Annotated in this window: 12 protein-coding genes; 10 read left to right on the forward strand and 2 right to left on the reverse strand. The window is 49.1% G+C overall.

Features of this window, described 5'->3' with window-relative positions; genetic code table 11:
- Positions 1-76: 76 nt before the first annotated feature.
- Positions 77-676 (forward strand): TetR family transcriptional regulator, encoded by a 600-nt coding sequence (locus QMA13_RS04440; RefSeq protein ID WP_282939781.1) that lies wholly within the window; start codon positions 77-79, stop codon positions 674-676.
- A gap of 73 nt (positions 677-749) precedes the next feature.
- Here the strand turns inward: QMA13_RS04440 and QMA13_RS04445 are convergent, their stop codons facing one another.
- On the reverse strand, positions 750-1,319 hold the full coding sequence (locus tag QMA13_RS04445; RefSeq protein ID WP_282939782.1) for a GbsR/MarR family transcriptional regulator: 570 nt from the start codon (positions 1,317-1,319) through the stop codon (positions 750-752).
- 271 nt (positions 1,320-1,590) lie between these two features.
- Here QMA13_RS04445 and QMA13_RS04450 point away from each other — a divergent pair, with 271 nt between their 5' ends.
- The 3 genes from QMA13_RS04450 to QMA13_RS04460 are packed head-to-tail and all read left to right on the forward strand — an operon-like array spanning position 1,591 to position 4,523.
- Positions 1,591-2,808: a quaternary amine ABC transporter ATP-binding protein gene (locus QMA13_RS04450; RefSeq protein ID WP_282939784.1), complete on the forward strand. Its 1,218-nt coding sequence runs from the start codon at positions 1,591-1,593 to the stop codon at positions 2,806-2,808.
- On the forward strand, positions 2,786-3,625 hold the full coding sequence (locus tag QMA13_RS04455) for an ABC transporter permease (RefSeq protein WP_282939786.1): 840 nt from the start codon (positions 2,786-2,788) through the stop codon (positions 3,623-3,625). The genes QMA13_RS04450 and QMA13_RS04455 overlap by 23 nt, the downstream gene beginning before the upstream one ends.
- 4 nt (positions 3,626-3,629) lie before the next feature.
- Complete coding sequence (locus tag QMA13_RS04460; protein WP_282939788.1) at positions 3,630-4,523, forward strand: glycine betaine ABC transporter substrate-binding protein; 894 nt, start codon at positions 3,630-3,632, stop codon at positions 4,521-4,523.
- A gap of 174 nt (positions 4,524-4,697) precedes the next feature.
- Here the strand turns inward: QMA13_RS04460 and QMA13_RS04465 are convergent, their stop codons facing one another.
- A complete protein-coding gene (locus QMA13_RS04465; protein WP_282939790.1) occupies positions 4,698-5,462 on the reverse strand; it encodes a polysaccharide deacetylase family protein in 765 nt (254 codons plus the stop codon).
- Positions 5,463-5,732: 270 nt separating this feature from the next.
- Here QMA13_RS04465 and QMA13_RS04470 point away from each other — a divergent pair, with 270 nt between their 5' ends.
- Genes QMA13_RS04470 through QMA13_RS04495 form a run of 6 tightly spaced genes read left to right on the forward strand, consistent with a single transcriptional unit; the run spans position 5,733 to position 12,975 of the window.
- Complete coding sequence (locus QMA13_RS04470; protein ID WP_282939792.1) at positions 5,733-7,382, forward strand: serine/threonine protein kinase; 1,650 nt, start codon at positions 5,733-5,735, stop codon at positions 7,380-7,382.
- 15 nt (positions 7,383-7,397) lie between these two features.
- Entirely contained in the window at positions 7,398-8,096 is a 699-nt protein-coding gene (locus QMA13_RS04475) for an SAF domain-containing protein (RefSeq protein WP_282939794.1), read from the forward strand.
- A 27-nt stretch (positions 8,097-8,123) separates the two neighbouring features.
- Positions 8,124-9,395: a P-loop NTPase family protein gene (locus QMA13_RS04480; protein ID WP_282939795.1), complete on the forward strand. Its 1,272-nt coding sequence runs from the start codon at positions 8,124-8,126 to the stop codon at positions 9,393-9,395.
- A gap of 3 nt (positions 9,396-9,398) precedes the next feature.
- On the forward strand, positions 9,399-11,087 hold the full coding sequence (locus QMA13_RS04485) for an ATPase, T2SS/T4P/T4SS family (RefSeq protein ID WP_282939796.1): 1,689 nt from the start codon (positions 9,399-9,401) through the stop codon (positions 11,085-11,087).
- Complete coding sequence (locus QMA13_RS04490; RefSeq protein WP_282939797.1) at positions 11,065-12,057, forward strand: hypothetical protein; 993 nt, start codon at positions 11,065-11,067, stop codon at positions 12,055-12,057. Before QMA13_RS04485 ends, QMA13_RS04490 begins: the two co-directional genes overlap by 23 nt.
- Positions 12,058-12,081: 24 nt before the next feature.
- Positions 12,082-12,975 carry a hypothetical protein gene (locus QMA13_RS04495; protein WP_282939799.1) on the forward strand — a complete coding sequence of 298 codons (894 nt, stop codon included), beginning with the start codon at positions 12,082-12,084 and terminating at the stop codon, positions 12,973-12,975.
- Positions 12,976-12,991: the final 16 nt, after the last annotated feature.

Below are 12,991 nucleotides of genomic sequence, written 5' to 3' on the forward strand. Positions count from 1 at the left end.
ATAAGAAAGATTCATAATAGGAGTAATTATGGATCTTAAGTAGATGATTAGACTGTCTCAAAGCTAAGGAGAACCTATGACACAGACCGATTCGGATATGAAAATACGGATTTTGCTTGCAGCCAAAAAGCTGTTTGCTCAACAAGGGTTTGACGGAACGACTGTACGCCAAATTTGCGAGGAAGCAGGCGCTAACGTAGCTCTGATTTCGTATTATTTCGGAGGCAAGGAAAAAGTGTTCCATGCGGTGTTTGATTACTTTTTCGTCGGACACCGAATGGAGGAGCTTGAAGAGCAATTAAAGGAGCCTGTATCGGCTCTTCGACTCATGGTGAAGGAAGTCGTTTGGTTTTGCATGAACGAGCCGGAGGTAGCCTCCATTATTCAGCAAGAGTTTGTAGCTAATTCTCAAAGGTCGCCGCGCATCACGGAGCGAACCTTTCCCATATGGATTAAAATAAGAGAGCTTCTCATTAATGGAAAGCAGGAGGGAGTGTTCCGGTACGAATCGTTGGACCATACCCTGCTTTTTATCATCAGCACGGCGCTTTCTTTTAAAAAAATGGTTACCCTGAAGCCCCTTTTTACGGAGCAGGAGACCAGTGTCGAGAGGACGGCGGAACACGCCAGCTTGTTTGTACTGAGGGCTCTCGGAGCGGCTGGTTTTGAAGAATAAAGTCTTATTGTGTACAAGAAGAAATAGGCCGGGGATCGATGACGATCAACCGGCTTTTTTGGTTTTACCTGAGTTATTTATTATCAGGGACTTCCTTGGGGATAAATTGGTATATTTCGCCGGTTTCAAACGAATCAATCAGCTTATCGAACCACTTATAATAAGCAAGTGCATTTTTGATTTTATCTATATCTATGAGCAAACAGGTCTGAAGGTGCTCGTCCTCAGGGAAGCGCTCGGCCAAATCTTGCAGCTCTGCTAACGATTTACGCAGGGATTGCAAATTGATTTCGAGGGCCTTACGCCACTTAATGCCGAAAAAATCGGCAAGCGTCTGGTACCAGTCCGATTCCACCTCGTATAGATCCTTCCGCGATCCTTTTTCCCATACTTGATTCACCATCTTTAAATCCAGCAGTGAACGAATCCCTGTACTCATGCTTGTCTTGCTCATTTCCATGGCTTCGCCCATTTCATCCAGCGTCATCGGTTTGTTTTGAAAAAACATTAAACCGTATAAAAGACCATGAGACAACGTAATTCCATACAAGTCCATATTTTTGCCTATGGATTCGATGACACGCTTTCGCGCTTTTTGAATCTGTTGTTCCTGCTCGGGCGCGATCCCTTCTAACCCGTTCATTATTGCACCCACTCCTCTGTCGATGTCCTAGACTTAGATGGTTGTCATCATTATCAGAACTCACGATTATTGTAAGAAACAAAAGGCAGATTGTAAAGCTCTGGATAACGGACGATACGAAAGGAATCGTGAGGATTCAATGTGTAAAGTTCGTAAAGTTTTTACTGTACGTACGATACAAACGAAAAAAAGTGTTGACTCTGTATAGAGCATTCTTTACACTTAGGTACGAGAGAACTGGAAACGAAATGGAATGGAATGAGGTGAAACCATGGCCATTATCGAAGTAAAAGAGCTTTCGAAGGTATTTGGCCCTAATCCCGAAAGTGCGCTTAGTCTTCTCGATAAAGGCTGGTCTAAAGACAGCATTTACAAGGAAACAAAGCACACCGTGGGGGTTAACAAGGTTAGTTTTTCAATTGAGTCCGGGGAAATATTCGTCATTATGGGATTGTCGGGGAGCGGCAAATCGACGATGGTACGACTGCTGAATCGTCTGATCGAGCCGACGCTCGGTACGATTGCTATTCACGGTCAAGACATTGTACAGATGAATCCGGAGCAATTGCGTCAAGTCAGACGGAAACAAATCAGTATGGTATTTCAGAAGTTCGCGCTATTTCCGCACCGGACGGTGCTCGAAAACGTGGAATACGGACTCGAAGTACAAGGATTGGAGAAGTCCTCCAGAAGGAGCAAGGCGGAGGCGGCGCTTGAGCTTGTTGGTTTGAAAGGCTGGGACAACAGCTTTCCCGATCAGCTTAGCGGAGGCATGCAGCAGAGGGTAGGACTCGCGAGAGCGTTAGCGAATGATCCGGATATTTTATTGATGGACGAAGCGTTCAGCGCCTTGGATCCGCTTATTCGCAAGGATATGCAGGATGAGCTGCTGGAGCTTCAGGATAAGATGAAGAAAACTATCGTCTTTATTACCCATGACTTAGATGAAGCGCTGCGGATTGGCGATCGGATCGCGCTTATGAAGGACGGGGCTGTCGTACAGATAGGGACGCCTGAAGAAATTTTGATGAATCCGGCTAATGAATACGTGGAACGATTTGTTGAGGATGTCGACTTATCCAAGGTATTAACGGCCTCTCACGTGATGCGCAGGCCGGAGACGGTAGGATTGGACAGAGGTCCGCGTGTAGCCCTGCAGTTGATGCGGGACAGTGGTATCTCCAATTTGTTTGTCGTCGATCGATCGAAGAGACTGCTTGGAGTTATAACAGCGGATGATGCATCCAATGCAGTCAAGGATGGCCAATCATTGGAGGATATCGTCATTGATGATGTACCTACCGTTTCGCCGGAAATGCTGCTTCATGAATTGTTTGAAATATGCGGCTCATCCAAATATCCCGTTGCTGTTGTTAATGAGAACGGACGTATCGTAGGCGTCATTGTTCGTGGAGCCGTACTGGGAGCTTTGGCTGGACAGCATATGGCGAAGGAGGTGACGACGGATGATTCCGAAAATGCCTCTTGACGAATGGGTAGAGAGTGCAGTTGATGCTCTGGGTACTCATTTATCGATCTTCTTCGATGCGGTGTCGATGATTATTGAGGGGATTGTGAACGGTATCTCCACCGTGCTTCATTTGGTACCGTCCTTAGTATTTATAATATTATTGGGCGCCATTGCTTACTGGTTTGCCCGTTTACCCATGGCCTTATTTACTATTATTGGACTATACCTTATTGATAACCTGGGGTACTGGGACCATACGATGGATACGCTCGCGTTGGTTTTGACGTCGGCGATCATTTCCATCGTGCTTGGCATTCCTCTTGGCATATGGTGTGCTAAGGACCAGCGAGTGCAAAACGTGCTCATGCCGATACTCGATTTTATGCAGACGATGCCTGCATTCGTATATTTAATACCTGCGGTCACTTTCTTCGGCTTGGGTGTAGTACCGGGAGTAATCGCATCCGTTATTTTCGCGGTTCCTCCTACGATCCGTCTGACGAACTTGGGGATACGGCAGGTTCCTGCCGACCTGGTCGAGGCTTCCAATGCATTTGGCTCTACATCGGGTCAAATGCTGTTCAAAGTCCAACTGCCGCTAGCGGTGCCTACCATCATGGCAGGCGTGAACCAAACGCTGATGCTGGCATTGTCTATGGTTGTTATTTCGTCCATGATCGGTGCCCAAGGTATTGGAGCCGATGTGTATCGGGCGGTCACGCAGATTAAGACAGGTCAAGGCTTTGAAGCTGGCTTATCGATCGTTATTCTTGCTATTTTTCTGGATCGAATGACGCAGCATCTGGTTAAACGAAAAAGAACAAAGAGAGGGTAATGAAATGAAAAAAACGATGAAAACTTTTATGTTTGCAGGGTTATCCGCCCTTGTTATTTTGACAGGCTGTGCCAAGGAAAAAGAAGCGCCGCAAGCTCAGACGATTGGTGCTCAGGTGAAGCATGAGATTATTGGTATTGACCCGGGCGCAGGGATTATGAAATCGACGGCGCAGGCGATTAAGGATTACGAGCTCACCGATTGGAAACTCGTGGAGGGCTCAGGAGCGGCTATGACTGCTGCTTTCGACAAAGCGTACAAGGATAAAAAGCCTATCATCATTACCGGCTGGACACCGCATTGGATGTTCGGTAAATATGATTTGAAATATTTGAAGGACCCTAAAAATGTATATGGTGGCGACGAGCAAATTCATACAATTGTCCGCAACGGACTGAAGAAGGATGAGCCTTCGGCCTATAGCTTGCTGGATAAGTTCGAATGGACTCCGGAAGATATGGCCAAAGTCATGGTGGATATTCAAAACGGTAAAAAACCTGAGGATGCAGCCGCGGCTTGGGTTAAGGACAATGCAGACAAAGTGGATGCATGGAGCAAAGATATTCCTAAAGCAGATGGCAAAAAGCTTAAGCTTGCCTATGTTGCGTGGGATTCCGAAATTGCCAGCACGAATGTGGTGAAAACGGTATTGGAAACCAAGCTCGGCTATAAAGTCGATCTTCTACAGGTCGAAGCAGGCCCCATGTGGGCTGGTGTCTCCAATGGTGATGCGGACGCTATTGTGGCAGCGTGGCTTCCTACAACACATAAAGATTACTATGAGAAGTACAAGGGGAAATTCGAGGATCTTGGAGTTAATCTGAATGGTACGAAAATCGGCCTTGTCGTTCCTTCCTATATGGATATCGATTCCATTGAAGATTTGAAAACTAAATAGTAGTTGCGTATCAAAGAGCAGTTTTCCTCGGATAGCTGCTCTTTTTTGCATTCATCTGCGGTATGGGATTGTCTGTAGCTAAGAGGACAGTTGCCGGTCCATCATTATAAAGGGTCGGGGGAGATTGTCCCCCGAAAAATCTGCGGCTTTACGCTGCTGAAAAACCAGGATGGATTACTTAATAGAATCTCCCTGTTTTACCGGACTTAACTTGCTGTAGGACAACAGCTCTGAAATTGTAACAAACCGGTAGCCTCTGCTCTTCAACTCAGGCAGTATTTTTTTTAGGGCGGCGATGGTCTGTGTCTGTCCTTCAACATAGTCGTGGAACAAGACGATATCACCGTTGCGGGCGTTATCCAGCACGGTGGATGTAATTTTGGAAATACCCGGTGTATTCCAGTCCATTGTATTCTGATGCCATGACCACATGACTACAGTAAAGCCTTCTTTCCTCGCGATGCGAACCAGAGTCTCATTGTAGTAGCCTCCTGGAGGCCTGAACAGGTGGGGCCTCTGCCCGCTTGCTTTAAATATGGCATCCTGCGTTTTTCTCAGCTCATCCTTGAACCGATGCTCGGACACCTTCCTGTTGAAATAGAGGTGTTTATAGGTGTGATTGGCCAGCTCATGTCCTTCATCTGCTTCCCTCTTAACGAGGTCGGGGTACATTTCTGCTTTATTTCCAATGATAAAAAAGGTTGCTTTCACATCATATTGCTTCAGTAAGTCCAAGATTTCAGGCGTATCCTCGGGATCAGGACCATCATCGAAGCTCAGCGCTATGACCTGTTCCTCGGTCGGCACTTCCCAAACGACTTCGCCGCGTTTTTCATAATACGGTCGTCCCTTGCTTGGTGCGGCCGTTAAGGTTGTACTGAATCCAAGCAGCAGTATACAGCTCGAAAGCGCCAATACTTTGAAGTTATGACTACGCATGTCATTGAGGCCTCCTATTGCATCCTAAATATGAGATTGTACCATAGTTTTCCCGCACGGAGTAAATTTAGACATCCGCTTCCTTCCAATAAATGCTGTTGCATAATAAAGAAAATTGTGGTAATTTATATACAACATTGGATATTACGAGCGGAAGAACCGCCTCTATCCTGCGCTTAGGCGTCAGGGAAGGGGCGGTTTTTTTGTCGTTCGGGAAATGTGCGGTTCATTTACGGGCATGAACATGACTTGGATAGAGGTGAGGTCTGTATGAGAGGACAGCAAGGGCTCAGCGAGGGCGATGTACTAGGAAATCGGTATCGAATCGTATCCGTTATTGGCAGGGGGGGAATGAGCACGGTTTATTTGGCGGAAGATTTGCGATTACCTGGCAAGCGCAGGGCGGTGAAGGAGGCGAGGCTAGAAGGGGATGAGGTTTACGCCGGCTTGGCGGAGGCAGACATGCTCGTGCGGCTTCACCATCCGAACTTACCTGATATTGTGGATTATTATACTGCCGACCGCGGCGGATTCAATTATTTGGTCATGGACTATATCGAAGGTGAAACGCTGCTGCAGCGTTTTGAACGGAAGGGCCACCGTATGGAGCTGGATCAGGTGATCGATTATTCACTGCAGCTATGTGAACTATTCGCTTACTTGCACAGCCGTAGGCCAGAGCCGATCATTTATCGAGATTTGAAGCCGTCGAACCTGATGATCGATGTACAGGAAAGGCTGAGACTTATCGATTTCGGCATCGCGCGAAGCTTCAAAAGAGGACAAGCCGCTGATACGGTTCGCATAGGTACCGTCGGCTTTGCAGCTCCGGAGCAGTTCGAGGGGAGGCAGACCGATGAGCGCACTGATTTGTACGGGCTCGGAGCGCTTATGTATTTTTTGCTAAGCGGTGGGGCGTATTGTCATGCTGGGCACAAGCGGCTGCAAGAGCTTGATACAAAGCTTCCTGGAAGACTCGCGGAGCTAGTAGAGAAGCTGCTGCAGGCTGACCCCGATGCGCGTTGTCGGAGCGCGGCTGAGGTGCGTGAAGAACTGCTGCGAGTACAGGCGGAGCGCCGCTCGTCGGTCGCGACGACCTGGCGGGAAGATCGCAGCAACGCCGGCACCTCGGCTCAGCCGCCGCGAATCATCGCCGTAGGCGCGCTCTACGGCGGCGCCGGTGCGACGTTCGCGGCGATCACGCTGGCCCGTGCGCTGCACGGGCTCGGCGTACCGCACGCGGTGGCTGAAGCGCCGAAGCAGCAGCCGGAGCTGCACGCGCTGCTGTTCGGCGAGAAGCACGCGCCGCCCGGCTATCGCTGCTACAATGCAGCAGGCGCTGACTCGCGTCGGGATGCAGCCTGGGTGGATGGCTGCACGCTGTGGCTCCCATCAGCAGCCGAATCAACTGATGGCGGCGGAGGGACAAGCCGTTGGCTGCATAAGCTGCTGGAGCTAGACACGCCAATCTTACTGATCGACATCGGATCAGATTGGCAGCATCCCGGAATACTCGAGCTGTTAAATATGGAGACCGTCGATATCGTATATGTAGTTGACCCTATGCTTCACAAGCTTGAGCTTGAAATGACGCGCAGAAGCCAGCAGCAGTTACAGCAGCTGCGACAGGCGGGCAAGCGAGTATATGGGATCGCGAACAAGACGGTTACCTCCGGCCATACGGGCCAGTGGCTGCGCGTTCTGCCTGAGCCTCCGGTATGTATGCTGCCGGTAATCGACTACGCGAAGATTGCCGAAGCAAGCTGGCTCGGCCTATTGGTTCAGGATCGCCCCGTTGTCCAGCAGCAGCTTGTACGAGCCATTAAGCCCTGGCTGAGAGAATGGCTCGAGGAAAGAAAAGCAGATGCTGCGACGAGCGGTACTCTGAATGCGCTGCGCAAGTTGTGGAAAAACGGATAACAGGAGAAGAGTTCGATGAATTTTTGGTATAAATGCATGTACTATGTGTTGGTCATAGGATTGTGCTTGTCCGGTCCCGCATTGTTAATCGGGTGGAAATGGGGCGTAGAACCGAGATGGGGTACCGTTGAGGTTCTCCAGGCTTCCCGTACGGTTGAACGCGGCGGGCGATTGTCGGAGGCTGACCTGAAGACAGTCAAGCTGAAGAAAGAGCTTCTAGTGGACGGAGCTATCGACAAGCTGCCCCGTGCTCTCGGACAGGAGACCACGCGCGTCATTCGCGCTAATGAGCAAATAACCGATGCGATGCTTAATACGAGTCATCTGCTCCCTGGTCTAGGGGAATGGAACATGTCGCTGCCTGCGGAGTGGATGTTCGGGAAGCCTCCTGGAAGCTTGCTCCGGGGAGATAGGGTCTCCTTGCTGCTTGTACAAAAGGAAGAAGCCAAAAAAGCTGAGGACAAATCCGGGCAGGAGCTGACCCGTGAAAAACTGGAAACATTGAACATTCCGTTCGAGGAAGAGAAAAGGCTCCAGGAAATAGTCGTCAGCTTTGTTAAAGGATCGAACAATCAGGAGATTGCTTCGACGGACGACCGTAAGAAAACGACCGGAGCCGTCACTACGGTTGAGCTTATAGTCAATGAAGAGCAGAAGGAGCTGATTCGCAAATACGGCACCAAAGGCTATCGTTTTTTAATCGTTTACAGGTAAGGCAAACCAAGAGGAGGCGTCTTATAGTTGAATGTTTATGTAGTAGCCGAGGATCGGCGGCTGATTGAAGCGCTGCGGATTTCAAACGATTATGGCTCGGTCTCATCGATTTCCAAGGAAATGATTGCTGTACTGCTCATGGAAGCCGAAGAACGTGAGAACGCCGTAAGCTTTGACTCAGTCTTTACAGATTCAGATTTTCCCAAGCAGGGTCCGGCGTCAGCTTCGGATCTATGGATTGTCAGCGGGGAATGTCTTGATATATATGAAGTCATTGCTTTAAGAGCACATTACACGGCGCAAACTTTTGTTTATTTGTTGAACCATGCTCCGGATTTCATGGTATTGAAAACCACCCAAAGCCTATGTGCAGCTCACGGAATCCGGTGTGTAATGCCTAACCTTACCCCAGAGCAAGTAGCTAGAGAAATCGGAAGACTTTGCTTTGCCAAGGAACTGCCTACAAGCAAGGTGATTACAGCAATAGGAGCGCTGCCCCAGTTAGGGCTTACTTCAAGCCTGTTAGTAACAGGCATGCAGCTTGCCAGACTATCAGGGAAACGAATTGGCATCTTAGGCTTGAACGGATGGAACCCCGGGGACATTGGCATCAAGTACGAGGCTAAATATTTGGACGAGCTGTGGGGCAGCCTCCAGGGACGACAGCTTCAAGGCGGTGAGCTTGTTAACAAAATGCAGCAGGTAGCGTCGGGTGTTCATTATTTAGCCGGCAACAGGGATTTGAAAAAGCTTTACTACTATCATACCGATGGGATTTCCTGGCTGATCGAAAAAGCGCGGGAGTGCTTTGATCTGGTGCTGATCGATGCAGGCAGCTACCCGGACCATGCGCTGTCTGCGCAAAGCATATATGCTGCGGATCTGCTGCTGGTACAGATGAATCAGAGTCAGGCTGCTAAAGAGCAGTGGAAACGCATGTGCGAGCATATTTTGAACCCGGTGTTTCATCTGGAGAGTCGTCAGGCGATGCTACTGTTTAATCGAATGCTCCGTTCCCCCGATATGGAAAATGAAAAGCAGCTCTCCCGCCAGCTGGATATGCCTTATGTCGGAAGTATTCCGCATGTGCCGGGGTTTTATCGAAGCGAAGCGGAAAAAAGCTTGCTCAGTCAACAATGGCCTGAGTATGACAAGGAGCTTATTAAAGTATGCCGCGCAATTCTACATTATTACGGCATATCGATGCAGCCTACTTCGGACAGATCTGCTTCCTCTGTCGCTTCTAAATCAGTCAAGGGTTCATGGCTTCGTTGGGTAAAGCCGCTAAAGGAGGCTTGATCTATGGGAAGCTACTCCAGATTTCATATTGGTCAATTTCATAGAGAAGCATTGCCAGAAGCATCTCCCACTCCTCAAGCCGTATCGCAGGAAGCTGATATTTCACAGAGCAAAACAAACATGGCAACATTCGAACAGGTGTGCAAAACCTACAAAGATCTGGTCGGTGAGCGGTTTGCTGGGACGATGCACCGCAGGGAAGCAGATAGGCCGCAAGCTGATGTTGCCAAGACGGATGAGGCACAAGCCTTTGTCGAGCTGGAAAATAAGGCCATTATTGGTGTTCCTGAGACCGTATCGGCTATTATGGAACAAATTCAGTCTTATGTAGATCAGAATGGCTTGTATCAAGTGGATCTGCCTGAATATTATGTTGGCTTAAGGCTTTACGCGAGAGAGGAGCAGCAATGCTTTTCCGACATAACCCATGCGATGTTTCACGAGATATACGGCTTTAAAGCGCTAGCCTGCTGGAAAAAGTACCCAGACAGCTATGCGGCGCAAATTATCGGCACCTCGATTTGGATCCATCATCATGGACGGCACGAGCGGATGCCTTTTCAATTCGCAACCACCCAGGATGTGGACAAGATCATTCGTGCTTTGACCCGACAAAGAGAGGATGCCATCGTTAATTTGTACAACACCACGCTGGAGGTCGATTTATATACAGGAGAACGGGTAACGTTAACGGTTAAGCCGGATGTTCGACGTGATGTCATTACTTTTCGCCGGTTTTTGATCGGTCGGGTCACGGTGGACGATTTGGCCGACGAACGTCGTAGAACGATTCCACCTGAGGCGGCTGTACTGATGAAGGGCATTTCGAAGACTCATTGTAATCTATTGGTAATTGGTCCGCCAGGGACAGGAAAGTCCACCACCTTAAAGGCGCTGCTCGCTGAACGAGCCGATGACTATACGGGCGCCATTATTGAAAAGCATTATGAGCTGGCGGCGAGCCGGGATTTTCCTGAGAAGAAACTGATCGAGCGGGTCACTCACGAAAATACGTTTCATCATGCAATGGATCAAGTGCTTCGGTTTGATGTGGATTATGCCATTATCGGCGAGGTTCGGAGGGTAGAAGCGGAAGGTGCCATGCTCGCCTGCGAGCGACTGCTTAAAGGCTTTGGGAGCACGTTCCACACGTGGAAGCCTGAGACAGTGCCCTCTCAGTTCGCACGATTGTTGTGCACCCTGAACCCTGGGGTACGGTTCGAGCAGGAAGAGAAGCGGGTCGCTGATAATATTGACATTCTAATCGTGCAGACGCAGGATGCGGGGAGATCGCGCAAAAGGATCAAGAGCGTGATGGAGCTACGGTATAACCGGATGAATGGGGAGATCAGCACTCACGAGATCATGCATTGGAATGAGCGCGATGACACTTGGACTTACAGAAATGATTTGAGCGACCGTTTACGCAAAGAAATGAGGGAAGTTCAGCCCGAGTGGGCTGAGCTCATGGAACGGTCATTACGAAAATTAGCGGAAGCTTCGCCTATTCCTGAAGAGGATGGAATCGTAGTACTGAATCCTGTACACGCGAATCCGCTTCATCGAATCAGTGACACGTTGGAGCAAACATATCCGTCCTATGAAAGGCATAGACGAGAGGCAGCTATCAGTGTTCGTGAATGTATTGAGGCATGGGGAGGGCAGTCGGGTGGCAGTATATCCGATCGTTAATGCAGCGGTGCTGTGCATATCCGCCTGGTTGTTTACACTTGGTCTGTACAAGACGCTAGTGCCTTTGCTCCGTTATTGGGGGGAAGCTGTTCGTACAGACCGTCGTTATAGAGCAGGCATGAAGCAGCTGCGAAGGCAAAAGGAGCCCGAAAAGGGCGCGTCATGGCTAGTCGCTATATGGCATCGTCTGCGAAGAGAACTGGAGCTGCTTCTCAAGGTTACGCATGGCGAGCGTTATAACGAGTACACCGTACAGAGGTTTGTTCTATTAGCTGTCTCTATGGCAGTTTCTGTAGGCCTGATTATTTATTTCATTACTATGGATGCTCGATTCAGTTTTTTTATGGGCGCGCTCATTATGGCTTGTCCTGTCGCTTATCATCGTTTAAAGCTGAGAAGTTTGCAAATCCAAAGTGGATATGATCTGGCTGAGGCCGTCGGCATTTTATCGAGCAAATACAAGGTGACCCGGGGCAATATGCGAACCGCTCTGCAGCTCGCCAGCCAGGAGGTTTCCTCGGCTTCTATACGCCGGCATTTTATGAACTGGATTCGAGAGGAGTTGAATTACGTAGATTCACGCGAGATGGAGAAGGCGATTGAAGAGTTTATTTATAGCATTCAAACCTCCTTCGCCAAGCAGCTCGGCCTAACGGTTCTTAAAGGACTTTTGCGCAGCGAGAATGTCGAAAGCACGCTGAACGCTATTGATAAAAACATTCATAAGCAAATCGATATGCTCCGTGACGAAGGAGATTCGAGCTCGGAGGTGCTGCAGTTGAGTTGGCTGCATGTCATCCTGTTTCCGCTGCTGATCGTTATTATGATCGTTTTTATGGGCTATAACAGCACGATGCACTATCAACTCGGGACGGAGCAGGGACGATTTTGGCTGACCGTAACGCTTTGCTTTATCGGCGGTTCGCTGCTTCTTGCCGTATGGTTCAGGCGTCCCCCTAACGACTATTAAGGAGAATGGAGATGACAAGCGTTCATGCAGCTGCAGCATGAAGGATATGCCCTGGCAAGCGCCCTGTTCGCATTGCTCATTTGTTTGCTATACGTTTATGCCTCTTATTTGGTCCATCGTAGACTCCGCGCACCTGTATCGCTGAAATACATGACTCGGCTGCAGTATATGCAGCTCAAGCGCTGGCTCCATCATCCTGAGCTGGAACGACGCTTGGAACAGACGGGTTACCCGCTTAAGCTGAATGCCTGGAAAATTCAATCGCTGCGGTATGGCACAGCTTTGGTATGGATTATGAACAGCTTGTATGATGCCTCCTTTCATTGGGCTGAGCTTACTTGGCCAAGTTTGCTGTTGCGGTTGTGGGGACCTGTTGTCTTGCTGCTCGCAACGAATACGAAGGCTTCCTTACTCACCTATGTATTGAGTAAATGGAAGGAGATTGATGATGGAGAAAAAAATCGGGAGCTGTTCATGATTTACAGCATGATTGCAGACGAACTCAAAGGCAACCCGAAACGAAGACTGAATTTACACACCCTGCTTACTAAGCTCCGCGATTATACGGTACGTATCAAGCCATCCTTGAACAAAGGGCTTCGGCTTTTTGACGAAGGGGCTTCTATGGCACTTCAGACAATTGCCGACGATATCGGAACCCGCGAGGCGAAGGAGCTGTGCAAGCTGCTTGCGGATTTGGAGCTGACCCCTCCGGAGGACATCTCGGCATTAGTCGATACCAGAGAAGAGAGCTACACGCAAATGCTGCGTGAAAACCGCCGTCGTCAAAGAAAGTTTTTCGGCAGCATAGCTTATGCGGCTGCGTTCAGCCCGCTGCTCATTTATTTGTGGAATGCGTTAAACATCGCTCAGCAGTATGTGACGGATTTAGCGCGCAGTACGAACCATTTTGGATAATTAATGACGAGGAGCG

Source organism: Paenibacillus sp. RC67 (assembly GCF_030020805.1).
Classification (GTDB): domain Bacteria; phylum Bacillota; class Bacilli; order Paenibacillales; family NBRC-103111; genus Paenibacillus_S.

Excerpts from the sequence above, each read along its gene's own strand:
- QMA13_RS04440 (WP_282939781.1), top strand. The coding sequence starts at position 77 with ATGACACAGACCGATTCGGATATGAAAATACGGATTTTGCTTGCAGCC.
- QMA13_RS04445 (WP_282939782.1), bottom strand. The coding sequence starts at position 1,319 with ATGAACGGGTTAGAAGGGATCGCGCCCGAGCAGGAACAACAGATTCAA.
- QMA13_RS04450 (WP_282939784.1), top strand. The coding sequence starts at position 1,591 with ATGGCCATTATCGAAGTAAAAGAGCTTTCGAAGGTATTTGGCCCTAAT.
- QMA13_RS04455 (WP_282939786.1), top strand. The coding sequence starts at position 2,786 with ATGATTCCGAAAATGCCTCTTGACGAATGGGTAGAGAGTGCAGTTGAT.
- QMA13_RS04460 (WP_282939788.1), top strand. The coding sequence starts at position 3,630 with ATGAAAAAAACGATGAAAACTTTTATGTTTGCAGGGTTATCCGCCCTT.
- QMA13_RS04465 (WP_282939790.1), bottom strand. The coding sequence starts at position 5,462 with ATGCGTAGTCATAACTTCAAAGTATTGGCGCTTTCGAGCTGTATACTG.
- QMA13_RS04470 (WP_282939792.1), top strand. The coding sequence starts at position 5,733 with ATGAGAGGACAGCAAGGGCTCAGCGAGGGCGATGTACTAGGAAATCGG.
- QMA13_RS04475 (WP_282939794.1), top strand. The coding sequence starts at position 7,398 with ATGAATTTTTGGTATAAATGCATGTACTATGTGTTGGTCATAGGATTG.
- QMA13_RS04485 (WP_282939796.1), top strand. The coding sequence starts at position 9,399 with ATGGGAAGCTACTCCAGATTTCATATTGGTCAATTTCATAGAGAAGCA.
- QMA13_RS04495 (WP_282939799.1), top strand. The coding sequence starts at position 12,082 with ATGCAGCTGCAGCATGAAGGATATGCCCTGGCAAGCGCCCTGTTCGCA.